Here is a 25,088-nt window from a genome sequence, read left to right as displayed (position 1 = left end):
CTACTTCAGCTCCGCGCTCGACAGCCCCAGCACCCGGCGGGCGACGATCAGCTGCTGGATCTGCTGGGTGCCCTCGAAGATGTCGAGGATCTTGGAGTCGCGCGACCACTTCTCGAGCAGCTCGCTCTCGCTGTAGCCGATCGACGAGCACAGCTCGACGCAGCCGAGCGTGACGTCGGAGCCGACCCGGCCCGCCTTCGCCTTGGCCATCGAGGCCTCCAGCGAGTTGGGCTTGCGGTTGTCCGCCATCCAGGCCGCCTGGAGCGTGAGCAGGCGGCCCATCTCCCAGTTGGTCTCGAGCTCGAGGAACTTCGCGGCGGCCGCGGACTGCAGCTGGGCCGGCTTGTCGTAGTCGACCTCGACGCCCGCCTGCTTCAGCAGGTCGCGGGTCAGGTCGAGCGAGGCGCGGGCGCAGCCGACGGCCATCGCGGCCACCAGCGGGCGGGTGTTGTCGAAGGTCGCCATCGCGCCGGCGAAGCCCTGCTTGACGTCGACCTCGGGCGAGCCGAGCAGGTTCTCCTTGGGCACGCGCGCGTCGGTGAACGTGATGACCGCGGTGTCGGACGCCCGGATGCCGAGCTTCTCCTCGAGCCGCTCGACCTTCACGCCCGGCGTGTCCTTGAAGACCACGAACGACTTGATCGCCGCACGTCCCAGCGACTTGTCGAGCGTCGCCCAGACGACGATCGAGTCGGACCGCTCTCCGGAGGTCACGAAGATCTTCTCGCCGTTGAGCACGTACTCGTCGCCGTCGAGCACCGCAGTCGTCGCGACCTGGGCCGAGTCGGAGCCGAAGGCCGGCTCCGTGATCGCCATCGACGACCAGGTGCCCTTGAACCGCTCGAGCTGCTCGTCGGTCGCGACCGACGCGATGGCCGAGTTGCCGAGACCCTGGCGCGGCATGCTCAGCAGCAGGCCGACGTCACCCCAGCACATCTCGGCGACCGAGGTCACCGAGGCCATGTTGGAGCCGTTCTTGACGCCCGTGTCGTCGCCGCTCGTCTCCCGGCGGACGCCGGTCGCGCCGGCGCCCTCGCTGGCGCCCGACTCGGACAGGCCGTCGATCATCGCGGCCAGGGTGTCGAGCTCCTTGGGGTACGCGTGCTCGGCGATGTCGTACTTGCGCGAGATCGGCCGCAGCATGTTCATCGCGACCTGGTGGGCCTGGTCGATGAGCGGCCGGTGCTTCTTGGGAACCTCGAGGTTGATGGCCATCAGACCAGCACCGTCCCTTCCATGATCCCGATGGCACGCAGGTCGCGGTACCACCGCTCGACCGGGTGCTCCTTGACGTAACCGTGGCCACCGAGCAGCTGGACGCCGTCGAGACCGATGCGCATGCCGTGGTCGGCGCACGCCTTGCGGGCGAGCGCGACCTCCTTGGAGAAGTCCTTGCCGGCGGCGGCGCGCGCGGCCGCGCGGTAGGTCAGTAGCCGCATGCCCTGCAGCTCGATCGCGATGTTCGCGACCATGAACGCCACCGACTGGCGGTGGGCGATCGGCTCGCCGAACGCCTCGCGCTCCTTGACGTACGGCGTCACGTAGTCCAGCACCGCCTGCGCCGTGCCGACCGCGAGCGCGCACCAGGCGAGCCGCGACAGCCGCACGCACTCGGCGTACGTCGACCCGTCGGTCTCGCCGAGCACGGCGTCGGAGCCGACCTTGACGTCGTCGAGGTTGAGCTGGGTCATCGAGGCGGCGCGAACGCCCATCGCGGGGTCGCCCTCGACGGTGAGGCCCTCGGTCGAGGACTCGACCAGGAACAGGACCGGCTTGCCGTCGAGCTTGGCGCCGACCACGAAGAGCTCGGCGTCCGCACCGCGGGCCACCAGGCTCTTGGTCCCGTTGAGGACGTATCCCTCGGCGGTCTTGGTGGCCGTGGTGGTCGGGTCCAGCACGTCGAACAGCACGGCCGGCTCGTTCAGCGCGAGCGCTGCGGCCGGGACCTCCTCGCCCGTGAACGCCGGCAGGTAGGTCTGCTGCTGCGCGTCGGTGCCCCACAGGCCGATCGCGGTCGCGACCGAGCCCGGCGCCAGGGTGGCGACGGCGAGGCCCATGTCGCCCTTGGCCAGCGCCTCGGCGACCAGCGTGCCGGCCATCGCCGAGCGCTCCTCGGAGATGCCGCCCAGCTCCTCGGGAAGGCCGAGGATCGGGAGGCCGATCTCGAGGCTCGACTTGAGCAGCTCGTCGGGAGCCACGCAGGCGTGGTCGGCCTCGGTCGCCGCGGGCCGGAGCACCTCCTCCGCGAACTCCGACACGACGTCGACGAGCATCTGCTCGTCCTCGGTCGGGGTGAGGTCGAAGACGCCCGTCGACGGGGCCGTCGCGGGCCGCGAGCCCGGCTGCCCCTTCTTGCCGGCCCTGGCGAAGGTCCGGCTCGCGTTGGTGATCGTCTTGAACCCGGTGCGGGTGACGGTGAAGACCGTCTGCTCGGTCTGCTTGCGCAGCCCGACCTTGTCGATGAGGTCGCTCTGGGCGAGCCTGCTGAGACCGGCGACGAGGTAGCCGATCGGATCGCGGCTCTCGTTGCTCGGGACCCCGTGCTTGCCGCCCGGCTTGAGGTTGCTGATCAGGGACATGCTGTCAATGTAACTGCGAGTTACACATCGCGCTACACCTGTTCACCGAAACCTGGGGTGGGGCAGGTCACAGACGCCGGGGCACATATGCTCCGCGGCATGTCCGCGACCGACCAGCACCAGCCCGAGGACCCGCCGCTGGCGCCGTACGGCCCGCTTCCCGGCGGCGGCACGGTCCGCCCGATGACCCGCTGGGGCACCCCGGTGATGCACCGCCCGCAGCAGCGGGTGACGCAGTACGACGACGCGCTGCGCGACCTCGCCGCGGACATGACCGCCACCATGTACGCCGCCGACGGCGTCGGCCTCGCCGCCTGCCAGATCGGCGTGGACCTCGCCGTGTTCGTCTTCGACTGCCCGGACTCGACCGGCCGGCGCACCGTCGGCGTGGTCTGCAACCCCGAGGTCACGGTCCCGGAGGGCAGCGACCGGCACCTCGACGAGGGCGAGGAGGGCTGCCTGTCCTACCCGGGCGCGTTCGCGCCCTGCGCGAGGCCCGACTTCGCGACGGTCGAGGGCACCGGACTGGACGGTGAGCCGGTGCGGTTCGAGGGCGACGGCCTGCTCGCCCGCTGCCTCCAGCACGAGACCGACCACACGCTGGGCCGGGTGTTCGGCGACCGGCTCCCGACCAAGCAGCGCAAGCGCCTGCAGAAGACGCACGACAAGGCAGCGCCGGACTACCCGCCGGAGTGGCCCACCTGACGAGGGTGCCTCAGCCGACGGTGGCCGCGGCGCAGGCCTGCACCACCGCGACCGAGTCGGCCTCGCCGGCGGGCGCGTCGAGCGTCCCTGCCAGCACGACGGTGCCGATGACCTCGGTGCTGGACGCCCCCGCGTCGTCGAGGTCCTTCTGGTGCGCGGCTGCGTCGTCCGGCGTGGCGTAGACGAACATGCCGAGGTCGCTCCCGCTGTCCGGCGGGACCACCTGGAACTCCGCCACGGCGCCGAAGCGCGGGCCGTCCTCCGGCGTCGTGGAGAGGTTTCCGCCGTCGAGGCACGCCTGGACCGCGGCCGCCGGATCGGGGACCGGGTTGGTCGGCGCAGCGCTGCTGGCGGGCGTCGAGGTCGCCTCGCTCGCCGCCTCGGACGAGCTCGTCGAGGAGGCCCCGGTGTCGTCGGAGGAGCACGCCGCGAGGGAGACGGTCAGGGCGGCTGCCGTGAGGGTGAGCAGGACCGGGGCGTGGGAGCGCATGTCCGGAAGGTTAAGCCCGGGCGACCTCAGCGTCTCGCGGTCACGTAACAAGCGACCGCCGACGCGGCCGCGACGTTGAGCGAGTCGACCCCGTGCTCCCTGGTCCGGGCCATGGGGATGATCGCCCGTCGGTCCGCCGACTCCTGCCAGTGGTCGGAGAGGCCGTGCCCCTCCGAGCCGAGCACGAGGGCGACCCGGTCCAGCCCGGCCACCGCGTCCTCGATCGGCACGGCGTCCGCGGCCAACGTCAGCGCGACCGTGGTGAAGCCGGCCGCCGAGAGGGTGGGCAGCGCGCCGTACCAGTCCGGCAGCCGGGTCCAGGGCACGCTGAACACCGCACCCATCGCCACCTTGACCGATCGCCGGTAGAGCGGGTCGGCGCACCGGGGCGCGAGCAGCACGGCGTCGAAGCCGAGCGCCGCCCCGCAGCGGAAGATCGCGCCGACGTTGGTGTGGTCGACGACGTCCTCGAGCACGAGGACGGAGCGGGCGCCGTCGATCACGTCCGGCACCGGCGGCAGCGGCCGCCGCTCGAGCGACGCCAGCGCGCCCCGGTGCACGTGGAAGCCGGTGACCTCCTCCGCGAGCGCCTCGGGAACGACGTAGCAGGGGGCGTCGGAGGAGTCGAGGACGTCCGCGAGGCCGTCCAGCCAGCGGGGCGCCATCAGGAAGGAGCGCGCGGCGAAGCCGCCCTCGACCGCGCGGCGGACCACCTTCTCCCCCTCGGCGAGGAACAGCCCGTGCTCGGCCTCCAGGTTCTTGCGGAGCTGCACGTCGCGCAGGTCGCGGTAGTCGGCCAGCCGAGGGTCGTCCGCGGCCGTGATGTCGACGAGGTGCGCCATCGCCGCCCGCTCAGAAGGCGTCCGGGTGCGCGACCCGGACCACCTCGCCGATCACGATGATCGCGGGCGGTCGCACCTGCTCGGCCTCGAGTCGTTCGGCGAGGTTCCCGAGGGAGGCGAGCACCGTCCGTTGGGTGGGCATCGTCCCGTCGCACACGACCGCCACCGGGGTCGTGGTGTCCCGGCCGCCGGCGATCAGCGCCTTGGCGATGAGCGGCGCGTTCTCGACGCCCATCATGAGCACCACGGTGCCCTGCATCCGTCCGAGGGCGTCGAAGTCGACCAGCGACTCCGGGTGCCCCGGCGGGAGGTGCCCGGAGACCACCGTGAACTCGTGGGTGATCCCGCGGTGCGTCACCGGGATGCCGGCGACGGCGGGGACGGCCACCGGCGAGGTGAGACCGGGGATCACCGTGATGGGCACGCCTGCCTCGCGGCAGGCGATGACCTCCTCGTAGCCGCGGCCGAACACGAAGTTGTCGCCGCCCTTGAACCGCACGACCCTCTTGCCGGCGAGCGCCCGCTCGACGATGACCCGGTTGATCTCCTCCTGCTGGGCCGAGCGGCCGCGGGGCAGCTTCGCGACGTCGACCAGCTCGACGTCGCCGGGCAGGTCGCCGAGCAGCTCGCGGGGGGCGAGCCGGTCCGCGACGACCACGTCCGCCTCCATCAGCGCCCGACGGCCCGCGACCGACATCAGCTCGGGATCGCCCGGGCCGCCGCCGACCAGGGTCACGCCCGGCGAGCCGCCGTGGTCGTGCCGCGCGGCGAGCGTGCCCTCGCGCAGGCCCTCGAGGATCTCGTCGCGCAGGGCCGCCGAGCGACGCGGCTCGCGGTTGCCCAGCACCGCGACGCTCACGCCCGAGTGCCGCCCGACCGCGGGCGTCCACGCCGTGCCACGGCTGGCATCGTCAGAGCGCACGCAGAACACCCGCTGCTCCTCGCAGAGCTCGCTCACCCGCTCGTTGACCGCGGTGTCGTCGGTGACGGCGACGACGTACCACGCACCGGCCACGTCGCCGTCCTCGAAGGGCCGCGCGTGCCAGGTGACCTCACCGGAGCCGACCAGGCCCTCGATCGCCGGCGTCACCGCCGGTGACACCACGTGCACGTCCGCGCCCGCCGCGATCAGGTGCGGCACGCGGCGCTGCGCGACCCCGCCACCACCGACGACCAGCACGCGGCGGCCGGTCAGCCGGAGGCCCGAGAGGTACGGCGGATGCTCCATGCCCCCATTCTCGACGGTCCCGATGTCCGGCACTGGGCCGGACTCACCTGGCGGACTAGGTTCGACACATGTCGATCGAACGCCCTGTTGCCCCCGATCCCTACGAGCTGCTCCCCGAGGTGCCGTCCTTCGAGGTCACGAGCACTGACGTCACCGACGGCCAGCCGCTCGGCGACGACCAGGTCGCCGACAAGGGGAACACCTCGCCCCAGCTCTCCTGGGAGGCCGGCCCCGAGGGCACCAAGAGCTACACCGTGACGTGCTTCGACCCCGACGCCCCGACTCCGAGCGGGTTCTGGCACTGGGTGCTCGTCGACCTGCCGGCCGACGTGACCAGCCTGGAGACCGGTGCAGGCGCCGAGGGCGCCTCGCTACCCGGCAGCGCGTTCATGTGCCGCAACGACGGCGGCGCGAAGGGATTCATGGGCGCCGCGCCGCCCGAGGGCGACCAGGTGCACCGCTACTACTTCGTGGTCCATGCGGTGAAGGAGGAGAGCCTCGGGGTGGACAGCGACGCGTCGCCCGCTGTCGTGTCGTTCAACCTCGCGTTCAAGACCCTCGCGCGCGGCATGGTGGTCGGCACCTACCAGCACTGAACCGGCCCGCAGAACCCGGCCGGCCGAACCTCTTGTGGCCGGGGCCCGGCAGGAGTTTCGTAGGTCCATGGCCGACAAGAACTCCAGGAGGGCCGCCGATTCCGACCTGGCGGCGCCCGGGCCCGACCGGATCCGCAACGTGGTCCTGGTCGGGCCCAGTGGCAGTGGCAAGACGGCGCTCGTCGCGGCGCTCCGCCGCGACCGCGTCGCCGACGCGGACCAGAGATCGGTGTCGCTCACCGTCACTCCCCTGCCGCACGAGGGCATCAAGATCAATCTTGTCGACACCCCCGGGTACGCCGACTTCGTGGGCGAGGTGCGCGCCGGGCTCCGTGCGGCCGACTGCGCGCTGTTCGTCGTCGCGGCCAACGAGGGCGTCGACGACGCCACCCGCGAGCTGTGGCGCGAGTGCGACGCGGTCGGCATGCCACGTGCCGTCGTGGTGACGAAGCTCGACCACGCGCGCGCCGATACCGACACGGTGCTCCTCGGCGCCCGGGCCGCGTTCGGCGAGAAGGTGCTGCCGGCGTACGTCGCCGACGGCCAGGGCGTGGTCAGCCTGCTCGAGGCCGGCACCGACGACCCTCGCCGCGCCGAGCTGATCGAGGCGGTGATCGAGGAGTCCGAGGACGAGACCCTGATGGAGCGCTACGTCGGCGGCGAGGCGATCGACGAGAAGCTGCTCGTCGACGACCTCGAGAAGGCGATCGCGCGCGCGACCCTGTTCCCGCTGATCCCGGTCTGCGCGACGAACGGCTCCGGGCTCGGGGAGCTGCTCGACCTCTGCGTGCGGGCGTTCCCTGCCCCGGCCGAGCACGTGCCGCCGGAGGTGTTCGCCCCGAGCGGCGCCGCCGCACCGGCGGTGACCTGCGACCCGGCCGGCCCGCTGGTGGCGGAGGTCGTGAAGACCACGAGCGACCCCTACCTCGGCCGGGTCAGCGTGGTCCGCGTGTTCTCCGGCACCCTCGACCCGGACTCGGCCGTGCACGTCTCCGGGCACTTCTCGAGCTTCGGAGCCGACGGCCACGAGGACCACGACGAGGACGAGCGGATCGGCGCGCTCGCCTACCCGTCCCCCGGTCAGCAGGTGCTCGCCTCGCACGTCGTGGCCGGCGACATCGCGGTGGTCAGCAAGCTCAGCCGCGCGGAGACCGGGGACACGTTGTCCTCCCCCGAGGAGCCGCGCGTGCTCCGGCCCTGGACCCTCCCGGACCCGCTGCTGCCGGTCGCGATCGAGGCCGCGTCCCGCTCCGACGAGGACAAGCTCTCCCCGGCCCTGAGCCGGCTCGCCGCCGAGGACCCCAGCCTGCGGGTCGAGCAGAACCCCGAGACCGGCCAGCTCGTGCTCTGGGTGATGGGCGAGGCGCACGCCGAGGTCGCGCTCGACCGGCTCCAGCACCGCTACGGCGTCGCGGTCGAGCCGTGCGACGTGATCATCCCGCTCCGCGAGTGCTTCACCGGCACGGCGAAGGGCCACGGCCGGCACGTCAAGCAGTCCGGCGGCCACGGGCAGTACGCCATCTGCGACATCGAGGTAGAGCCGCTCCCCGGCGGCAGCGGGTTCGAGTTCGTCGACAAGGTCGTCGGTGGCGCGGTGCCGCGACAGTTCATCCCGAGCGTCGAGAAGGGCGTGCGGACGCAGATGGAGCGCGGCGTGCGGGAGGGCTTCCCGGTCGTCGACCTCCGGGTCACGCTCCTCGACGGCAAGGCGCACAGCGTCGACTCCTCCGACATGGCGTTCCAGACCGCCGGCGCCCTCGCCCTCAAGGACGCCGCCGAGCAGACCAGGATCTCCCTGCTCGAGCCCTACGACGAGGTGGCGGTACTGGTCTCCGAGGACCTGGTGGGCGCGGTCATGAGCGACCTCTCCTCACGGCGCGGGCGCCTGCTCGGCACCGAGCAGGTCGCCGACCGCACCGTGGTGCGTGCGCACGTCCCCCAGCGCGAGCTGGTGCGCTACGCGATCGACCTCCGCGCGATGAGCCACGGGGCCGGCTCGTTCAGCCGCACCTTCGCCCACTACGAGCCGGCGCCCGAGTAGCGCCGGTCAGCGGACCGAGTCGCCGCCGGCCTCCTTGAGCAGCTGCTCGAACGGCGTCGGGTCGGCGAGCTCGTCCTCGACCGAGCGCCGGCGCGGAGGGTGCACGGTCGCCTTCCCGGCGCAGCCCAGGAGCGCGGCGAGCTCGGTCGCTGCGCGGTCGGCCCGCTTCCGGAGCCCACCGTCGAGACCGCCTCCACCGAAGTCCTCGCTCGCGGCGAACACCCCGGTCGGGACGACGAGCGCGCGAAGGTAGGCGAACAGCGGCCGCAGGGCGTGGTCCAGCACCAGGCTGTGTCGTGCGGTGCCCGCGGTCGCCCCGATCAGGACCGGCTTGCCCTCGAGCGCACCGATCTCCAGGACGTCGAAGAAGGTCTTGAACAGCCCGGAGTACGACCCGGCGAACACCGGAGTGACGACCACGAGCGCGTCGGCCCGGACGACGCGGTCGATGGCCTCGGCGAGATCTCCGGCCGGGAAGCCGGTGAGCAGGTGGTCGGCGAGGGCGTGGGCCAGCGGCCGAAGCTCGACGTGCTCGACCTCGGCCTCCTCGCCCCGAGCGGTGACCGCGCGCTCGACCGCCTCACCGAGGACATCGGCCAGCAGCCGGGTCGAGGAGGGGACCGACAGCCCCGCGGAGACGACGACGATCGAGCGGGTCATGGCTCAGAGCTCTCCTTGGAGGATCCGGGCGACCTCGGGGTCCTGCAGGTCGCGGTCGGTGGTGCCGGTCGCGGCATCCCCATCGGCATAGACCGTACTGTCCTGTGCGCCGCCCGCCGCCTCGACCAGTGTCGCGTGCGTGGGCGCGTCGGGGACGTGCGCGGGCCGGCCCTCGGCGAAGCCCTTGCGCAGGTCGGGCAGGATCTCGCCGAGCAGGTCGAGCTGCTCGAGAACGGTCTTCAGCGGCAGGCCGGCGTGGTCGACCAGGAACAGCTGCCGCTGGTAGTCGCCGACGTACTCGCGGAAGGACAGCGTCCGCTCGAGCACCTGCTGGGGCGAGCCGACCGTGAGCGGGGTGCCCTCGGTGAAGTCCTCCAGCGACGGCCCGTGACCGTAGACCGGGGCGTTGTCGAAGTAGGGCCGGAACTCGTCGACCGCGTCCTGGCTGTTGCGCCGCATGAAGAACTGCCCGCCCAGGCCGACGATCGCGGTGTCCGCAGGACCGTGGCCGTAGTGCTCCCAGCGCTGCCGGTAGAGCCGCACCATCTGCTCGGTGTGCGAGGGCGGCCAGAAGATGTGGTTGTGGAAGAAGCCGTCGCCGTAGTAGGCCGCCTGCTCGGCGATCTCGGGGCTGCGGATGGAGCCGTGCCAGACGAACGGGGGTACGCCGTCCAGCGGGCGCGGCGTCGACGTGAAGCCGTGCAGCGGCGTGCGGAACCGTCCCTCCCAGTCGACGACGTCCTCGCGCCACAGCCGGTGGAGCAGGGCGTAGTTCTCGATGGCGAGATTGATGCCCTGGCGGATGTCCTTGCCGAACCACGGGTAGACCGGGCCGGTGTTGCCGCGCCCCATCATGAGGTCCACCCGGCCGTCGGTCAGGTGCTGCAGCTTCGCGTAGTTCTCGGCGATCAGGACCGGGTCGGTCGTGGTGATCAGGGTGGTGGCGGTGGAGAGGATGATCCGCTCCGTCTGCGCCCCGATGTAGGCGAGCGTCGTCGTCGGCGCGGAGGCGATGAACGGCGGGTTGTGGTGCTCCCCCGTCGCGAACACGTCGAGCCCGATCTCCTCCGCCTTCTTCGCGATCGCGACGGTGGCCTTGATCCGCTCGTGCTCGGTGGGCGTCTGCCCGGTCGTCGGGTCCGTGGTCACGTCGCCGACGGTGAAGATCCCGATCTGCATCGTTCCTGCTCCTCTGCTCGACTCAGCCAGATAGTTGAACAGCCAGATAGTTGAAGACTGAACTACTTCCCCAACCCGGTCGCTCGGCGAACTATTCCGGTCCTCCTCCCCGGTGCCCGGCAATGGGGTGTTAACCCGCTGTCGGCCGGCCGATCTGCGGCCAAGACTGGCCGGGTGACCCGTCGTCTGCTCGTCCTCCTGATCGCGATCGCCTTCGGGTCCGCGCTCGCCGCCCTTCCGCCGGCGGCGCCCGGAGCGTCGGCAGCGGGCCCGGATCGGCCCGCGACGCCGACGGTCTCGACACCCCGGCTCACCGTCACCGCGCCCAGCCGGACCGGCGCGACCACCGTCAAGCTCAAAGGTCGCGGTCCCGCTCGCACGAACGTCCTCGTCTCGGGCGGCTCGGCGCCGGCCGGCACGACCATCGGTCGCAAGGGCCGCTTCGCCGTGAAGGTGCCGCTCGACCTGGGCGTCCGGAACCACCTGGTGGTGCGGATCGCGACCGCGAAGAAGGTGCTGCGAGCCTCGGTCACGGTCAAGCAGACCACGACCACCGGCTCGTCGTCGGTGACCGGGACGGTGCTCGACGAGGACGGGACGCCGGTCGCCGGCGCCCGCGTCTCCGCCGGCAGCCGGTCGGCCACCTCCGCCGCCGACGGAAGCTACACGCTCAAGAGCATGCCGCCCGGCGCCCTCGCGGTGCACGCCTCCGCAGCCGGGCACCTGGACGGCATCGCGACCAGCGTCGGCGGCGCGGCGAACATCCTGCTCCAGCGCCTGGCCGACCCGATCACGGTCACGCCTGAGGACGGGGCCGAGGTCTCGGGAGTCGGCTACAAGGTCTCCATCCCACCCGGCGCCGTCTCCGAGCCCACGCAGATCTCGGTCACCCAGCTGACGATGAGCGGGCCCAAGGACTCCTTCGGCGTCCCCTTCCTCGACATCTCGCCGAGCATGACCTTCGACCAGCCGATCACCGTGACGATCGACCCCTCCGCGGCGGGCTCGACGTACGTCGGCCCGGTCTCGGGTCTCGACCCGGTCACCGGCAAGCTCCAGATCCTCCCCACGACCCCCGTCGCGGACGGCCTGGCGGTCCAGCTCACCAAGGTGCAGGGACTGGAGCTGCACGTGCCGTTCCCGCCGGAGACGCTCGGCAGCCCGTGCACGCCGTACTCGTCACAGCTCGAGGCCGGAGCCGTGCGACTCTTCTACTTCGGCGCGCTGCCGCCGTTCCTGCTCGCCAAGATCGGCGCGACGTCCGCGGCGCTGTGGGGACCGACGAACTACCTCGGAGTCGGCCCGGCTGATCCCTCCTTCGTCTACGAGATCACCGAGCAGGGCGACCTCGACCAGTTCGCGGACCCCGAGTACACCGAGGGTCCCGCCGACGAGGTGAGCAAGAAGCTCGGCGCCGCCCTCAAGTCGGCGGCGGTTCCTCCTCTCCAGGCACCGGTCGAACCGGCGAAGAAGCGAGTGAGCGACTTCGGCGTCGGCTCGGGGCTCGACATCGACTACAACGACCCGTTCACCGTGCCCGGCAACGTCGCGGGAGGCACGGGGCAGATGTCGCCCGACATCGGCGGAGGGCCCGACACACGCTCCATCGACGGCGACATCCTCTTCACCCCGACCGCGACGGACCAGGGGGTCCTCACCGAGGTCTCCGCCGAGGTCGAGTACGAGCTGGACGTCAAGGACAGCATCGACCTGTGCCCCGGCAACCCAGGGGCGACGAACGAGAGGTACGCGACCATCCCGCTCAGTCGCCTGGAGGTCACCCCGAACTCGATCTTCGGTGGGAAGTTCACCCGCCCGACCAAGCTGCACGCCAAGACCAAGCTGAAGCCGAAGGTGAGCTTCGACGTCACCAGCCGCTACCCGAGCAACGACCCGGACGGAGACGGCTGGCCGGAGAGCCAGCCGTGGGAGGGCGGGACCTTCCAGCTCGACAACTGTCCGGGTGTCCCGAACCCGGACCAGGCCGACAGCGACGGCGACGGCCTGGGCGACGCGTGCGACCCCCCTGACGACGACGGTGGCGGAGGCGGCGACGGCGGAGGCGGCGGTGGGTCCGACGGCGGCGATGCCCCCGACAACGGTCCGCGTGACCCCGGCAGCGGCGGGGCCCTGGGCGACCCGCACCTGCTGACCTTCGACCACACCCTCTACGACTTCAACGGCGCGGGCGACTACGTGGCCGCTCGCGACTCGAGCGGTGACTTCGAGGTGCAGTTCCGGTTCGCGCGGCACCCCGACGCCTACCTGGCCCGGTCGATCTCCTACAACCGCGGCGTCGCCGCGCGCGTGGGCGACTCCGTGATCGCCTTCGGTGACACCAGGAGCGCGGATCCCTACGCTCCGCTGCCGGTCACGCTCGACGGCGCGCCGCTGGCGGTGACGACGACGCCGACACCGCTGCCAGGTGGCGCGACCGTCTACCTCGACCCCACCCGTCACGACATCGGCGGGACCCAGCGGGTCGTCCGCTGGCCCGACGGAACCCGGCTCGCCGTCGGGCCGAAGGCGAGCTACGCCTACGCGAGCCTCACCCTCAGCGACGCCCGCAAGGCGGACATGCACGGACTGCTGGGCGACTCCGACGGCGACGGCAGCAACGACCTGACCGCCCGGGGCGGCGCGGTCGTCACCGACCCGAGCGACGCGGACCAGCTCTACGGCGTCTTCGGTGCGAGCTGGCGCGTGACCGGCACCGCATCGATGTTCCGGCGCGAGCTGCCGGACGCGCTCCGGCTACCGGTCCGCCCGGGCACCATCCCGGCCCTCGCCGGCCTCCCGGCGAGCACGGTCACGACGGCGCAGACCACCTGCCAGGCCCAGGGACTCGTCACCGGCTGGGGACTCGAGCAGTGCATCCTGGACGTGGCGGTGACCGGCGACGACGCCTTCGCCGACAACACCTCGTTCGTCGCCGGCCAGATCGGCGGAACGGTCAACGAGGCGCTGATCACGGCGCCGCCGGAGACCACCGCGAGCCTGACCATCGACTCGACCGCCTCGGGCTCGCTCGGCCGACGATTCGCCGTGGACGAGTTCCGGATCCAGCTCAACACGGGCGACACGTTCCGCATGGACGGCGGCGGCACCTGCCCGCACGAGGGCACGTTCGCCGTGGCGCTGATCGCGCCGAGCGGCAGGGCGATCGACCGCTCGACCTCGGCGGGGTGCGGACAGTTCGGGGTGACGTCGCTCAAGGAGTCCGGCACCTACCTCGTCCGCGTCCAGGACGTGGGGGGCTACAAGGGGAGCTACAGCTTCACGGTCTCGGGCGGCGCGCTCGGGCTGACCTGCACGGCCAACAACGTCGGGCCCAATGACGACGACTCCTCGCCCGAGCTCCCGCTTCCGTTCCCGGTCGACTTCTACGGCGAGCAATTCACCTCGGTCTGGGTGAACACCAACGGGAACCTCACGTTCGACGGGCCGATGGCGACCTACGTGCCCGACGACCTCGCCGCTCAGTTCCGACCGATCGTGGCGGCGTTCTGGGACGACGTCGACACCCGAGGCCCGGCGGCCGGCCAGGTGCGCTACGGGCTCGGCGCCGTTGACGGTAGGCAGGCGTTCTGCGTGCGCTACGACGCGGTCGCCCACTACGACCAGACCGACAACACGCGGAACACCTTCCGGATCTACCTCGTGGACCGCGGTGACGTCGCGGCCGGCGCGTTCGACATCGTCTTCCAGTACAGCTCCATCCAGTGGAACTACCGGGGCGCGGGCGTCGGCTACACGAACGGCACGCAGTCGCCGGGGACCTACCAGGAGATCCCCGGGTCGCGCGCCGGCGGCAACTTCCTCGACGGCACACCGTCGAGCCTCGCCGCCGGGTCAGCCGGTGGTGGCGGCCGAGGCGTGTGGATCTACCCGATCAGGTGATCGGCCGGGCGGCGGCCGATGAACAGCACCGCCCGGTCGTCGTCGCCGCGGCTGACCTGCTCGAGGATCGCGGCCGGTGCGCCGTCCACGTCGGCGAGGAAGGCGTCGCGCGCGACCGCCCGGAGCCAGGCGATGCCGTCCTCGATGTCGAGCTCGCGGGACTCGACGACGCCGTCGGTGTAGAAGAGCAGCGCCTCCCCCGGCGCCAGGAGGCCGTCGCTGAGCTCGAGCGCCGGCTCGTCGACGACGCCGAGCGCGGTCCCGCGCGCGGTGTCGACCGACCACGCGGAGGCCGCGGAGTCCCAGCGCAGGACCGGCGGGTGGCCGGCGCTGCGAATGACGTAGCCGCCGGTCGCGAGGTCGAGGACGACCTGGGCGGCGGTGGCCGTGGCCTCGTCGGACGGCTGGCGGAGGAGGAACCGGTTCGCGGCCGCCATGACCTCCTGGGGCGGCACGACCCCGATCAGGCCGCCGAGCGCTCCGGCGAACTGGACCGCGTCCGGCAGCGCGGTGTCGCCGCTGCCGCAGACGTCGACGAGGACCATCTGGAGACCCGGCCCGCTCGGGAGGTCGACGAGGTCGGCCACGAAGAAGTCGCCGCCGAACCGGAAGCCCTCGGCGGCGAGGGTCGCGGACACGCAGTACCAGCCCGCCGGAAGCGTCGGGACGGAGCAGAGCTCCTGCAGGCGGTCGCGAAGCCTCCCGAGAAGATCGCCGTCCATCGCGCCAGCGTAGTCATCGCAGGGGCGCTCGCAGACCGAGGCGCACCGGCACCTCGCGACCGCCGGCGTCGACGCTGAAGCCGCCCTCCTCGAGCAGCTGCGCCGTGACGCCGCCCCGCCGCACCCAGGCGAGCCCGGTGGCGGCACCGACGGTCGCGCACCAGGCGGCGCTGGTCACCTGGCCGGCCGGCTCGCCGTACCGCCTCAGCAGCTCGCCGCCCCAGAGCATCACGTCGGGGTCGGCAGCGACGAACGACGCGAGCCTGCGCTGCGGCGCACCGGCCGCCTCCAGGGCGGCGCGGCCCAGGAACTCCTTGTCGCCGCTCAGCGCGGTCGCGAACACCAGCCCCGCCTCCCGCGGCGTGACATCGGGCAGCAGCTCCCGTCCGAACGCGCGGTAGCCCTTCTCCAGCCGCAGCGACTCGATCGCCGAGTAGCCGCCGTCGGCGGCGCGCCCGTCCGCCATCAGCCGCTCGTAGACGCGGGCCGCGCTGCCGGCCGGGACGTAGAGCTCCCACCCGAGCTCGCCGACGTAGGTCATCCGGGTCGCCCGCAGGCGGTCGCCGCCGACCTCGATCTCGCGCGACGTGGCGAAGGGGAACTCCTCGTCGCCGAGCGCCGCCCAGGTGAGGCTCCCGAGCAGGTCCCGGGAGTCCGGCCCCATCACGCCCAGCACCGCCAGCTCCTCGGTGAGGTCCCGTACGTCGACCTGCCGGCCGGGCCGCTGGTGCCGGTCGAGCCAGTCCAGGTCGCGGTGGGTCGTCGCCGCGGAGGACACGACCAGGAAGTCCTCGGGCCCGGTCCGGGTGACGGTGAGGTCCGCCTCGTAGCCCCCGCGCTCGTTGAGCCACGGCGTGTAGACGCAGGAGCCCACCGGGACGTCGACGTCGGCGGCGCACACCCACTGGAGGAGCTCCAGCGCGTCGGCGCCCGAGATGCCGTACTTGCTGAAGGAGGTCTGGTCGAAGACCGCGACCCCGCCGCGGCACGCCCGGTGCTCGGCGGCCGACGCCGCCAGCCAGGCGGGCTTGTCCCAGGTGTAGTCGAGCTCCGCCGGCCCGAACACCAGCGGCCGCTCCCAGCCGTTGCGGGTGCCGAAGAGCGCACCCCGCGCGGCGAGCCGGTCGTGGAGCGGCGAGGTCCGCTGCGGGCGCCCGGAGACGGGCTCCCGGTTCGGCCACGGGATCGCGTAGTGCAGGCCGAGCGTCTCGACCACGCGGGCGCGGAGGAAGCCGACGTCGTTCTGGAGCGGTCCGAACCGGCGCACGTCGACCGCGGTCAGGTCGTCCTGCGGGCTGCCGGCGACGACCCACTCGGCGAGGGCGCGCCCGGCCCCTCCGGCCGAGGCGATCCCGACGGAGTTGAAGCCGCACCCGACGAACAGCCCGCGCACGCCCGGCGTCTCGCCCAGCAGGAACTGGTTGTCGGGGGTGAACGACTCGGGCCCGTTGTAGAACTTGCGGATCCCGGTCTCGGCGAGCGCGGGCACGCGGTGCACCGCCTCGTCCATCAGCAGCGAGAAGTGCTCCCAGTCCTCCTCGAGCAGCGCGAACTCGAAGGGGTACGGGATGGCGTCAGGTGCGACCCAGGGCTTGGCGTTCGGCTCGAACCCCCCGACCACGAGCCCGCCGACCTCCTCCTTGAAGTAGGTCCAGCCGTCCTGGTCACGCATGATCGGCAGGTCCGGCCGGGTGCCCTCGACCGCCTCGGTGACGACGTAGAAGTGCTCGGCGCTGTGCAGCGGGACCGTGACGCCGACCGAGTCGCCCAGCGCCTTCGACCACTGGCCGGCGCAGAGCACCACGACCTCCGCCTCGACGTCACCGCCGTCCGTGCGCACGCCGGTCGCGGTCCGCCCCGCCTCGGTGTCGTCGGTGCTGATCCCCAGCACCCTGACCCCCTCGACGACCCTCGCGCCGGCGTCCCGGGCGCCGCGGGCCAGCGACTGGGTGAGGTCGGTCGGGTTGACCTTTCCGTCCCCCGGGAGCCACAGCGCGCCGAGCAGGTCGTCGACCTGCATCGGTGGCCAGAGCTCGTGGGCACGGTCGGGGCCCACGACCTCGGCGACGAGGCCGTAGGCGATGCCGTTGGCGGCGGTACGGCGCAGCTGGGTCATCCGCTCGGGGGTGCGGGCCAGCACCAGGCCGCCGGTGCTGAGGTAGCCGGTCGCCAGACCGGTCTCCGCCTCGAGACCGGCGTAGAGCTCGGCCGAGTACTGCACCAGACGGGTCCCGGCCTCGCTGGCGCGCAGCGGGCCGACCAGGCCCGCCGCGTGCCAGGTGGTGCCCCCGGAGAGCCGGCCCTGCTCCACGAGCAGCACGTCGGTCCAGCCGAGCCGGGTCAGGTGGTAGGCGACGGAGCAGCCGACGACTCCCCCGCCGACCACCACGACCCGCGCGCGACCAGGGAGCCGCGTCACGCGGCCGCCTCGGTCAGCAGCGCCTCGAAGTCGGCTCCGCCGAACAGCTGCCGGGCCCGTTCGAACCGCTCGAGCCCCCACCCCCAGAAGTCGAACTCGATCGGGGACGCGGCGGCCTGGATGAACCCCCAGAGCGACCAGCCATAGCTGCTGCACAGGGACTGCAGCCGGACCCGCGCCAGGTCGCCCGGCCTCGGCTCGCGGAAGTAGGCCTCGACCCACGCCTCGGTCTGCTCCGCGGTGAAGCCGCACTCGGCCACCGTGTTGCCGAGCTCGAAGCAGGCGTCGTTGTTGCCGGAGTACTCGTAGTCGATCAGCCAGATCCGCTTCCCGTCGTCGAGGAAGTTCGCGGCGAGCAGGTCGTTGTTGCACGGCACCGTCGGGCGCGGCGCGGCGGCCAGTGCCCGACGGACCCGGTCCCACGCCTCGGCGTAGGACTCGTAGCCGTCCGGCAGCGAGAACCCGCGCTCGCGGATCGTGGCGAGATAGGTCGCCTGCCGCGTGAACATGTCGAAGTCCCCGAGAAACCGCGGCCCCTCGTGCAGTCGTCGTACGGCGTGCGCGGCGCGAGCCAGCACGCCGGCGTCGGTGAACGACCCGTCGCTCAGGGCGGTGGCGTCGACGTACTCGATGACGAGCATGCCGAGGTCGCGGCGGTGCTCGACCACGGCCGGCCCCACACCGGCCGTGGCCGCAGCCTCGGTGTTCGCCCGCTCCGCGTCGCGGTCGATCCCGAGCAGCTCGGACCCTGCGTGCGAGCAGCGGACCACCAGGTCCAGCGCCGGGTCGAGGCGGTCCTCGGTGGTGACCCGCAGGTTGGTGTTGGTCAGCCCGCCCGGGAGCGGCACCTCGCGCCAGGACCGCCCCGCCAGCACGGCGAGGCGGTCCAGGGGAGGCCGGTCGCTCCGCAACTCGTCAGTCGTCGAAAGCCTGGACGACGTCCGGGTCGATGGTGTGCTTCGGTCCGGTGAACCAGCGCTTCGCCGAGAGGTTCCACCAGATCGCGAGCACGATCAGGACGCCGAAGGTGAGGATCGGCGCGTAGTTGAAGCTCGCCCAGTCGAAGTCCTTGTTGCCGGGCACGCCGGCCGGCGTGAAGGGCAGGATGAAGTAGATCGAGATGACGGCGATCTCGATGACGGCGACCAGGTTCATCCACTTGTACTTGCTGCCGAGCGTCCAGGTGCCGGGCTCGAAGGCGTCGCCCATCCGCCACCGCAGGAAGATCGGGATCAGGAAGGCGAGGTAGAGGCCGATCACCGCCACCGAGACGATCGCGAGGAACGCCACCGGGATGCCGCCGATGCTCTTGAGGGCGGGCAGCGTGATGAGGATGCCGATCGTGGTCACGAACATGACGGCGTTGGCGGGGATCTTCGTGGTCGGGTTGACCTTGGACCACAGCTTCGATCCGGGGATCGCACCGTCACGGCTGAAAGCGAAGGTCATCCGGGAGGCACTGGTCAGGCAGGCCGTGGCGCAGAACAGCTGACCGGCCGTCGAGATCAGCAGGATCAGGAAGTGCCAGCCCTCCGGCAGCGACTGGCCGAAGATCACGTCGATGCCGCCGCCGCCCTCGGTGACCGCGTCCGGGTCCTGGACAGCGAAGACGAACGCCAGCAGCAGGACGTAGCCACCGACCGCCGAGTAGAAGATCGAGCGCCAGATGCCCTTGGCAGCGCCGTCCGCCGCGTCGTGGGTCTCCTCCGAGAGGTGGGCCGAGGCGTCGAACCCCGTGATCGTGTACTGCGTCAGCAGGAACCCGAGGGGCAGCACCAGGAACCAGTAGCTGTTGTTGGAGAACCCGGAGTTGTTGATCCGCTCGGTGAAGACGAAGTTCAGGCTCTGGTGGTGGTCGGGGACGATGATCAGGATGAGGATCACGAGCGCCGCGCCCGCGACGTGCCACCACACCGAGATGTTGTTGACCACGGCCAGCAGGTGGCTGCGGAAGATGTTGACCACGGCAGCGAGCGCCATGATCACGACGAAGATCAGGAACACCCGGGTCAGCGAGTAGCTGTCCGCGTAGCTGCTGCTGACCGTGCTGATCGTCAGGTCGAGGAACGTCGCGGCCCCGTAGGCCACCGACGCGGTGACGGCGAGGAGACCGATCAGGTTGAGCCAGCCGGTGAAGAAGCCCGCCGCGGGGCCACCCATCTTGGCCGCCCACCAGTAGATGCCTCCCGACGTCGGGTACGCGGAGACGAGCTCCGACATCGTGAAGCCGATGATCAGGATGAACGCGGAGATGATCGGCCAGCCCCACGAGATCGCGACCGGTCCGCCGTTGTTCCAGCCCTGGTAGAAGGTCGTGAAGCAACCCGCCAGGATCGAGATGATCGAGAAGGAGATCGCGAAGTTGGAGAAGCCGCTCCAGCTGCGGCTCAGCTCCTGCTTGTAGCCCAGACGCGCGAGGTGGGCTTCGTCGGCCGAGAGATGGGGGTGGAGCGACTCGTCATGACCTTCAGGCATAGGTCTACCTCCGGTTCGGGATTCCTGGAAACTAGACCCGCCGCGAGACGGTTGTAAACAGGATCGAACTTTTTGGTCTGAACCCAGACCTTTACGCGTATCCAGGTTCTGGCACTATGACCCCATGGCGGCCGCACCGAGGCGATCGGAGATCGCGCTGGAGCACTCGGTGCTCCGACCGGTGCGGTCCCACCACGCGTTCGAGGCGTGCGTCGAGCAGCTCGCCACCGCGATCCGGCTCGGCGTCTACCCGCTCGGCACGACCCTGCCTGCCGAGCGCGATCTCGCCGAGCGGCTCGGGGTCTCCCGGGCCACCCTCCGCGAGGCGATGGCAGCCCTGCGCCAGGCCGGGCTCATCGAGACCCGCCGCGGCCGCGGCGGCGGCACGGTCGTCACCCTCAAGCCCCGGACCCCGTCCGCCCGCAAGGCCGCCAGGATCAGCGCCGCCCAGCGCGCCGACTGGCTCGACGTCCTGGAGTTCCGGCGGATCACCGAGCCGGGGGCGGCGTACCTGGCCGCGCAGCGCAAGCAGGACCGGGAGCTCACCGACGACCAGGGCTACCAGCTCCGATCCGCGCTCGCGGACGTCGATGCCGCGAGCCGACCGGCGGCCCACCGGCAGGCCGACTCCCGCCTGCACCTGACCGTCGCGACCCTGACCGGGTCGCCGCGGGTCGTCGAGGCGGTGACGGGCGTGCAGCGGGTGCTCCACGAGATGCTGCTCGCGATCCCCGTCCTGGACGCCAACATCGCCCACTCCGACCGGCAGCACGCCGCGGTGGTGCGCGCGATCCTCGGTGGCCGCCCCGACCGGGCCCGCCGGGCGATGGAGCAACACTGCGACGACACCGCTGCGCTCCTGCGCGGCCTCGTGGGCTGACCGAGGAGGACCAATGCGGAACGACCGGCACCTGAGCGTGGACGACCTGCGGGGGGCGATCGACTCCGGTGACATCGACACCGTGGTGGTGGCCTTCACCGACATGCAGGGCCGGCTGCAGGGCAAGCGCCTGCACGGCCGCTACTTCGTCGACCAGGTCCTCGGCCACGGGACCGAGGGCTGCAACTACCTGCTCGCCGTCGACGTGGACATGAACACCGTCGACGGCTATGCCATCTCCTCGTGGGACAAGGGCTACGGCGACATGGAGTTCGTGCTCGACCTCGACACGATCCGGCTGCTCACCCACCACCCCGCGACCGCGATGGTGCAGTGCGACCTGGTCTGGACCGACGGGTCGCCGGTCGTGCAGTCGCCGCGGACGATCCTGCAGCGCCAGCTGGACCGCTGCGCCGAGAAGGGCTGGGTCGCGCTGGCCGGCACCGAGCTGGAGTTCATCGCCTTCACCGACACCTACGAGGACGCCTCCGACCGCGGCTACCGCGGGCTGACGCCGGTCAACCAGTACAACGTCGACTACTCGGTCCTCGGCACCAGCCGGGTCGAGCCGCTGCTCCGCCGGATCCGGAACACCATGTACGACGCCGGCCTCGACGTCGAGGGCGCCAAGGGTGAGTGCAACCTGGGCCAGCACGAGATCGGGTTCCTGTACGCCGACGCGCTCGTCACCGCCGACAACCACGCGGTCTACAAGACGGTCGCGAAGGAGATCGCGGCACAGGAGGGGCGCTCGATCACCTTCCTCGCGAAGTACGACCAGCGCGAGGGCAGCTCCTGCCACATCCACCTGTCCCTGCGCGGCAGCGACGGGACGCTGCTGTTCGACGACGGCTCGGGCGGCCACAGCTCGACGTACGAGTCCTTCGTGGCGGGCCTGCTCGCGACGATGGCCGACTTCACGCTGCTCTACGCGCCGAACGTGAACTCCTACAAGCGGTTCGCCGCCGGCTCGTTCGCGCCGACCGCGATCGCCTGGGGCGAGGACAACCGCACCTGCGCGCTGCGCCTGGTCGGGAAGGGCGCCGGCTCGCGGGTGGAGAACCGGGTGCCCGGCGCCGACGTGAACCCCTACCTCGCGCTCGCCGCGATGATCGCCGGCGGCCTGCACGGCATCGAGCAGGGCCTGCCGCTGGGGCCGGCCTGCGAGGGCAACGCCTACGCCGCGGAGCTGCCGCGGGTGCCCGGCACCCTGCGCGACGCCCGCGAGATCTTCGCGGCGTCACCGGTGGCGAAGGAGGCGTTCGGCGCCGAGGTCGTCGACCACTACGTCAACATGGCCGACGTCGAGCTCGCCGCCTTCGGCGCGGCGGTGACCGACTGGGAGCTGCGGAGAGGATTCGAGCGACTCTGATGACCACCGGGATGCACACCGTTCTCAACCCCGCCACCGAGCAGCCGGTGGCCGAGGTGCCGCTCGCCGGCCTGGCGGAGACCGACGCGGCGATCGCGGCCGCCCAGGAGGCGTTCGGCGCCTGGCGCTCGGTCGCCCCGGGCGAGCGGGCCGCGCTGCTGCGCCGGTTCGCCGCGGTGGTCGACGCGCACGTGGAGGAGCTCGCCGAGCTGGAGGTGCGCAACTCCGGGCACACGTGGGGCAACGCGCGCTGGGAGGCCGGCAACGTCCGCGACTGCCTCAACTACTACTCCGCGGCGCCGGAGCGCCTGTTCGGCAAGCAGATCCCGGTGGCCGGCGGCGTCGACCTCACCTTCCACGAGCCGCTCGGCGTCGTGGGCGTGATCGTGCCGTGGAACTTCCCCATGCCGATCGCGGGCTGGGGCTTCGCGCCGGCGCTGGCCGCGGGCAACACCGTGGTGCTCAAGCCCGCCGAGCTGACCCCGCTCACGGCCATCCGGATCGGCGAGCTCGCGCTCGAGGCGGGCCTGCCCGAGCACGTGCTGACCATCCTCCCGGGCAAGGGCTCGGTCGTCGGCGAGCGGTTCGTCACGCACCCGCTGGTGCGCAAGGTCTGCTTCACCGGGTCGACCGAGGTCGGCAAGCGGATCATGTCCGGCTGTGCCGACCAGGTGAAGCGGGTGACCCTCGAGCTCGGCGGGAAGAGCAGCAACATCGTCTTCGCCGACGCCGACCTGAAGGCTGCCGCGGCGGCCGCGCCGTACTCCGTCTTCGACAACGCGGGCCAGGACTGCTGCGCCCGCTCCCGGCTGCTCGTCGAGCGCAGCGCCTACGACGAGTTCCTGAGCCTGCTCGAGCCTGCGGTGACCGCGCTGCGGGTGCTCGACCCGTCCGACGAGGCGAGCGAGATGGGTCCGCTGATCTCCTCCGGGCAGCGCGACCGGGTGCGGGAGTACGTCGACCACGCGGACGTGCTCTTCGCGGGTGCGGCTCCGAGCGGCGCCGGCTACTGGGTGCCGCCGACCGTCGCCGGCGTGTCCGGCACCGACGACCCGCTGTGGCGCGAGGAGGTGTTCGGTCCGGTGCTCGCGGTGCTGCCGTTCGACGACGAGGGGCAGGCCGTCGAGCTCGCCAACGACACCGAGTACGGCCTGTCCGGGTCGATCTTCACCTCCGACCTCGGCAAGGGCCTGCGCGTCGCCCGCGGCGTCGAGGCGGGGAACCTCAGCGTCAACTCACACTCCTCGGTCCGCTACTGGACACCGTTCGGCGGCTACAAGCAGTCCGGGCTCGGCCGCGAGCTCGGCCCGGACGCGCCGTACGCGTTCACCGAGGAGAAGAACGTCTTCATCGCTCACTAGGAGAAACATGGGCAGGATCCAGGACCGGGTCGCGGTCGTCACCGGAGGTTGCTCGGGCATCGGGCTGGCGACCGTGCGGCGGTTCGCCGCCGAGGGCGCGAAGGTGGTGGTCGGCGACATCGACGACACCGCCGGCAAGGCGGTGGTCGACGAGCTCGGCGCCGAGGTCGCGACCTACGTCCACGTCGACGTCACGTCGAAGGACGAGGTGGACGCGCTGTTCCAGACGGCGAAGGACACCTACGGCTCGGTCGACATCGCGTTCAACAACGCCGGCATCTCACCGCCGGAGGACGACTCGATCCTCGACACCGACCTCGACGCCTGGCGCAGGGTGCAGGAGGTCAACCTGACGTCGGTCTACCTGTGCTGCAAGGCGGCGCTCCCCCACATGCTCGAGCAGGGCCGCGGGTCGATCATCAACACGGCGTCGTTCGTCGCGGTGATGGGGGCGGCGACGTCGCAGATCTCCTACTCCGCCTCCAAGGGCGGCGTGCTGTCGATGAGCCGCGAGCTCGGCGTGCAGTTCGCCCGGCAGGGCGTCCGGGTCAACGCGCTGTGCCCGGGCCCGGTGAACACGCCGCTGCTCAAGGAGCTGTTCGCCAAGGACCCCGAACGGGCCGCCCGGCGCCTGGTGCACGTCCCGATGGGCCGGTTCGGCGAGCCCGAGGAGATCGCCTCCGCCGTGCTGTTCCTGGCCAGCGACGACGCGTCGTTCATCACCGCCAACACGTTCCTCGTCGACGGCGGGATCAGCGGCGCCTACGTCACACCCCTGTGAGGGCGCGATGAGCCCGGTCATCGGCCTCTCCACCTACCGCGAGCTCTCGCTGCACGGGGTGTGGCGGGAGGTCAGCGACCTGCTGCCCAGCACGTACGCCGACGCGGTGCGGCACGCCGGCGGCGCCCCCGTGCTGCTGCCCGTGCCGCCCCCGGAGACCCAGGCCTTCGCCGACCTGGCGACCACGGTGTGCGCCCGGCTGGACGGCCTGATCGTGTCGGGCGGCGGCGACGTCGACCCGGCGCGGTACGACGCCGACCCGCATCCGCGCACCGGCGGCGTGCTGCCCGAGCGGGACGCCTGGGAGCTCGCCCTGCTCGACGCGGCGGCCGAGCGCGGAGTGCCCGTGCTCGGGATCTGCCGCGGGATGCAGGTGATGGCGGTCCACGGCGGCGGGAGCCTGCAGCAGCACGTCCCCGACGAGGTCGGCCACACCGAGCACAGTCCCGGTGGCGACGTCTACGGCGTCACCGCGGTCACGACGGTCGAGGGCAGCCTGCTCCAGCGCCTGGTCGGCTCGACGGTGAGCGCGGACTGCCACCACCACCAGGCCGTCGCCGAGCACCCGGGCTACGCCCCCGCCGCGACGGCGGAGGACGGCACGCTCGAGGCGATGGAGGCTCCCGGCCCGCGGTTCTGCCTGGCCGTGCAGTGGCACCCCGAGGAGGCCACGGACGCCGGCCTGTTCGCCGGGCTGGTGGCGGCCGCCCGCGCGTTCGCCGCCGGCTAGGTGTAGTTCCCCGGCAGGTTGTGAACGGCGAGGCGTAGACGAATAGCGAGGACCTCCGGTACGGAGGGGTTACCACACCAACCTCTTCACCGAAGGTCCTCAATGACTCACGCTAACGCTCCACTGAC

General features: G+C 71.8%; 20 protein-coding genes. 9 read left to right on the top strand and 11 right to left on the bottom strand.

What is annotated here, in order from left to right:
* Nucleotides 1-1,215: an acyl-CoA dehydrogenase family protein gene (locus ABD709_RS13105; RefSeq protein WP_344776080.1), complete on the bottom strand. Its 1,215-nt coding sequence runs from the start codon at nucleotides 1,213-1,215 to the stop codon at nucleotides 1-3.
* On the bottom strand, nucleotides 1,215-2,579 hold the full coding sequence (locus tag ABD709_RS13100; RefSeq protein WP_344776078.1) for an acyl-CoA dehydrogenase family protein: 1,365 nt from the start codon (nucleotides 2,577-2,579) through the stop codon (nucleotides 1,215-1,217). Before ABD709_RS13100 ends, ABD709_RS13105 begins: the two co-directional genes overlap by 1 nt.
* Nucleotides 2,580-2,678: 99 nt before the next feature.
* Here ABD709_RS13100 and def point away from each other — a divergent pair, with 99 nt between their 5' ends.
* Complete coding sequence (gene def, locus ABD709_RS13095; protein ID WP_344776076.1) at nucleotides 2,679-3,284, top strand: peptide deformylase; 606 nt, start codon at nucleotides 2,679-2,681, stop codon at nucleotides 3,282-3,284.
* A gap of 10 nt (nucleotides 3,285-3,294) precedes the next feature.
* Here def and ABD709_RS13090 read toward each other — a convergent pair whose 3' ends face one another.
* Genes ABD709_RS13090 through cobA form a run of 3 tightly spaced genes read right to left on the bottom strand, consistent with a single transcriptional unit; the run spans nucleotide 3,295 to nucleotide 5,844 of the window.
* Nucleotides 3,295-3,774 (bottom strand): hypothetical protein, encoded by a 480-nt coding sequence (locus tag ABD709_RS13090; protein ID WP_344776075.1) that lies wholly within the window; start codon nucleotides 3,772-3,774, stop codon nucleotides 3,295-3,297.
* Nucleotides 3,775-3,800: 26 nt separating this feature from the next.
* Entirely contained in the window at nucleotides 3,801-4,616 is an 816-nt protein-coding gene (locus ABD709_RS13085) for a TrmH family RNA methyltransferase (protein ID WP_344776073.1), read from the bottom strand.
* A 10-nt stretch (nucleotides 4,617-4,626) separates the two neighbouring features.
* Nucleotides 4,627-5,844, bottom strand: coding sequence for a uroporphyrinogen-III C-methyltransferase (gene cobA, locus ABD709_RS13080; RefSeq protein WP_344776071.1), 1,218 nt, complete (start codon nucleotides 5,842-5,844; stop codon nucleotides 4,627-4,629).
* A 68-nt stretch (nucleotides 5,845-5,912) separates the two neighbouring features.
* Between cobA and ABD709_RS13075 the strand changes: the two genes are divergently transcribed.
* Both ABD709_RS13075 and ABD709_RS13070 read left to right on the top strand, forming a co-directional pair.
* On the top strand, nucleotides 5,913-6,440 hold the full coding sequence (locus ABD709_RS13075) for a YbhB/YbcL family Raf kinase inhibitor-like protein (protein WP_344776069.1): 528 nt from the start codon (nucleotides 5,913-5,915) through the stop codon (nucleotides 6,438-6,440).
* A 67-nt stretch (nucleotides 6,441-6,507) separates the two neighbouring features.
* Nucleotides 6,508-8,481, top strand: a complete 1,974-nt coding sequence (locus tag ABD709_RS13070; RefSeq protein WP_344776067.1) for an elongation factor G-like protein EF-G2 — start codon at nucleotides 6,508-6,510, stop codon at nucleotides 8,479-8,481.
* 6 nt (nucleotides 8,482-8,487) lie between these two features.
* Here ABD709_RS13070 and ABD709_RS13065 read toward each other — a convergent pair whose 3' ends face one another.
* Nucleotides 8,488-9,141 carry an FMN reductase gene (locus ABD709_RS13065; RefSeq protein ID WP_344776065.1) on the bottom strand — a complete coding sequence of 218 codons (654 nt, stop codon included), beginning with the start codon at nucleotides 9,139-9,141 and terminating at the stop codon, nucleotides 8,488-8,490.
* Nucleotides 9,142-9,144: 3 nt separating this feature from the next.
* Nucleotides 9,145-10,320 (bottom strand): LLM class flavin-dependent oxidoreductase, encoded by a 1,176-nt coding sequence (locus ABD709_RS13060; RefSeq protein WP_344776063.1) that lies wholly within the window; start codon nucleotides 10,318-10,320, stop codon nucleotides 9,145-9,147.
* A 174-nt stretch (nucleotides 10,321-10,494) separates the two neighbouring features.
* Between ABD709_RS13060 and ABD709_RS13055 the strand changes: the two genes are divergently transcribed.
* Complete coding sequence (locus ABD709_RS13055) at nucleotides 10,495-14,220, top strand: nidogen-like domain-containing protein (RefSeq protein WP_344776062.1); 3,726 nt, start codon at nucleotides 10,495-10,497, stop codon at nucleotides 14,218-14,220.
* Here ABD709_RS13055 and ABD709_RS13050 read toward each other — a convergent pair.
* The 4 genes from ABD709_RS13050 to ABD709_RS13035 are packed head-to-tail and all read right to left on the bottom strand — an operon-like array spanning nucleotide 14,205 to nucleotide 19,836.
* On the bottom strand, nucleotides 14,205-14,942 hold the full coding sequence (locus tag ABD709_RS13050) for a PP2C family protein-serine/threonine phosphatase (protein ID WP_344776060.1): 738 nt from the start codon (nucleotides 14,940-14,942) through the stop codon (nucleotides 14,205-14,207). The two genes, ABD709_RS13055 and ABD709_RS13050, sit on opposite strands and share 16 nt — an antisense overlap.
* Before the next feature lie 13 nt (nucleotides 14,943-14,955).
* Nucleotides 14,956-17,361, bottom strand: a complete 2,406-nt coding sequence (locus ABD709_RS13045; RefSeq protein ID WP_344776058.1) for a GcvT family protein — start codon at nucleotides 17,359-17,361, stop codon at nucleotides 14,956-14,958.
* Nucleotides 17,358-18,272 (bottom strand): phosphotransferase, encoded by a 915-nt coding sequence (locus tag ABD709_RS13040; RefSeq protein WP_344776056.1) that lies wholly within the window; start codon nucleotides 18,270-18,272, stop codon nucleotides 17,358-17,360. The genes ABD709_RS13045 and ABD709_RS13040 overlap by 4 nt, the downstream gene beginning before the upstream one ends.
* 4 nt (nucleotides 18,273-18,276) lie before the next feature.
* Complete coding sequence (locus tag ABD709_RS13035) at nucleotides 18,277-19,836, bottom strand: amino acid permease (RefSeq protein WP_344776054.1); 1,560 nt, start codon at nucleotides 19,834-19,836, stop codon at nucleotides 18,277-18,279.
* A 124-nt stretch (nucleotides 19,837-19,960) separates the two neighbouring features.
* On the opposite strand from ABD709_RS13035, the gene ABD709_RS13030 reads away from it, so the two are divergent.
* The 5 genes from ABD709_RS13030 to ABD709_RS13010 are packed head-to-tail and all read left to right on the top strand — an operon-like array spanning nucleotide 19,961 to nucleotide 24,960.
* On the top strand, nucleotides 19,961-20,716 hold the full coding sequence (locus tag ABD709_RS13030; protein ID WP_344776052.1) for a FadR/GntR family transcriptional regulator: 756 nt from the start codon (nucleotides 19,961-19,963) through the stop codon (nucleotides 20,714-20,716).
* 13 nt (nucleotides 20,717-20,729) lie between these two features.
* Entirely contained in the window at nucleotides 20,730-22,088 is a 1,359-nt protein-coding gene (locus tag ABD709_RS13025) for a glutamine synthetase family protein (RefSeq protein WP_344776050.1), read from the top strand.
* Nucleotides 22,088-23,449: an aldehyde dehydrogenase family protein gene (locus tag ABD709_RS13020; protein WP_344776048.1), complete on the top strand. Its 1,362-nt coding sequence runs from the start codon at nucleotides 22,088-22,090 to the stop codon at nucleotides 23,447-23,449. The genes ABD709_RS13025 and ABD709_RS13020 overlap by 1 nt, the downstream gene beginning before the upstream one ends.
* A 7-nt stretch (nucleotides 23,450-23,456) precedes the next feature.
* Nucleotides 23,457-24,230: a 3-oxoacyl-ACP reductase gene (locus tag ABD709_RS13015; protein WP_344776046.1), complete on the top strand. Its 774-nt coding sequence runs from the start codon at nucleotides 23,457-23,459 to the stop codon at nucleotides 24,228-24,230.
* A gap of 7 nt (nucleotides 24,231-24,237) precedes the next feature.
* Nucleotides 24,238-24,960, top strand: a complete 723-nt coding sequence (locus ABD709_RS13010) for a gamma-glutamyl-gamma-aminobutyrate hydrolase family protein (RefSeq protein ID WP_344776044.1) — start codon at nucleotides 24,238-24,240, stop codon at nucleotides 24,958-24,960.
* The last annotated feature ends 128 nt before the right edge of the window (nucleotides 24,961-25,088 follow it).

Source organism: Nocardioides panacisoli (assembly GCF_039537325.1).
Lineage (GTDB): Bacteria > Actinomycetota > Actinomycetes > Propionibacteriales > Nocardioidaceae > Nocardioides > Nocardioides panacisoli.
The sequence above is the reverse complement of the archived record's forward strand: the minus strand, read 5'-3'. Positions and strand labels throughout refer to the sequence as shown.

Bases quoted from the DNA above. Each gene is read 5' to 3' on its own strand.
- ABD709_RS13010 (WP_344776044.1), top strand. From the start codon at position 24,238: ATGAGCCCGGTCATCGGCCTCTCCACCTACCGCGAGCTCTCGCTGCAC.
- def (WP_344776076.1), top strand. From the start codon at position 2,679: ATGTCCGCGACCGACCAGCACCAGCCCGAGGACCCGCCGCTGGCGCCG.
- ABD709_RS13105 (WP_344776080.1), bottom strand. From the start codon at position 1,215: ATGGCCATCAACCTCGAGGTTCCCAAGAAGCACCGGCCGCTCATCGAC.
- ABD709_RS13060 (WP_344776063.1), bottom strand. From the start codon at position 10,320: ATGCAGATCGGGATCTTCACCGTCGGCGACGTGACCACGGACCCGACG.
- cobA (WP_344776071.1), bottom strand. From the start codon at position 5,844: ATGGAGCATCCGCCGTACCTCTCGGGCCTCCGGCTGACCGGCCGCCGC.
- ABD709_RS13090 (WP_344776075.1), bottom strand. From the start codon at position 3,774: ATGCGCTCCCACGCCCCGGTCCTGCTCACCCTCACGGCAGCCGCCCTG.
- ABD709_RS13015 (WP_344776046.1), top strand. From the start codon at position 23,457: ATGGGCAGGATCCAGGACCGGGTCGCGGTCGTCACCGGAGGTTGCTCG.
- ABD709_RS13050 (WP_344776060.1), bottom strand. From the start codon at position 14,942: ATGGACGGCGATCTTCTCGGGAGGCTTCGCGACCGCCTGCAGGAGCTC.
- ABD709_RS13025 (WP_344776050.1), top strand. From the start codon at position 20,730: ATGCGGAACGACCGGCACCTGAGCGTGGACGACCTGCGGGGGGCGATC.
- ABD709_RS13035 (WP_344776054.1), bottom strand. From the start codon at position 19,836: ATGCCTGAAGGTCATGACGAGTCGCTCCACCCCCATCTCTCGGCCGAC.
- ABD709_RS13020 (WP_344776048.1), top strand. From the start codon at position 22,088: ATGACCACCGGGATGCACACCGTTCTCAACCCCGCCACCGAGCAGCCG.
- ABD709_RS13065 (WP_344776065.1), bottom strand. From the start codon at position 9,141: ATGACCCGCTCGATCGTCGTCGTCTCCGCGGGGCTGTCGGTCCCCTCC.
- ABD709_RS13075 (WP_344776069.1), top strand. From the start codon at position 5,913: ATGTCGATCGAACGCCCTGTTGCCCCCGATCCCTACGAGCTGCTCCCC.
- ABD709_RS13085 (WP_344776073.1), bottom strand. From the start codon at position 4,616: ATGGCGCACCTCGTCGACATCACGGCCGCGGACGACCCTCGGCTGGCC.
- ABD709_RS13070 (WP_344776067.1), top strand. From the start codon at position 6,508: ATGGCCGACAAGAACTCCAGGAGGGCCGCCGATTCCGACCTGGCGGCG.
- ABD709_RS13100 (WP_344776078.1), bottom strand. From the start codon at position 2,579: ATGTCCCTGATCAGCAACCTCAAGCCGGGCGGCAAGCACGGGGTCCCG.
- ABD709_RS13030 (WP_344776052.1), top strand. From the start codon at position 19,961: ATGGCGGCCGCACCGAGGCGATCGGAGATCGCGCTGGAGCACTCGGTG.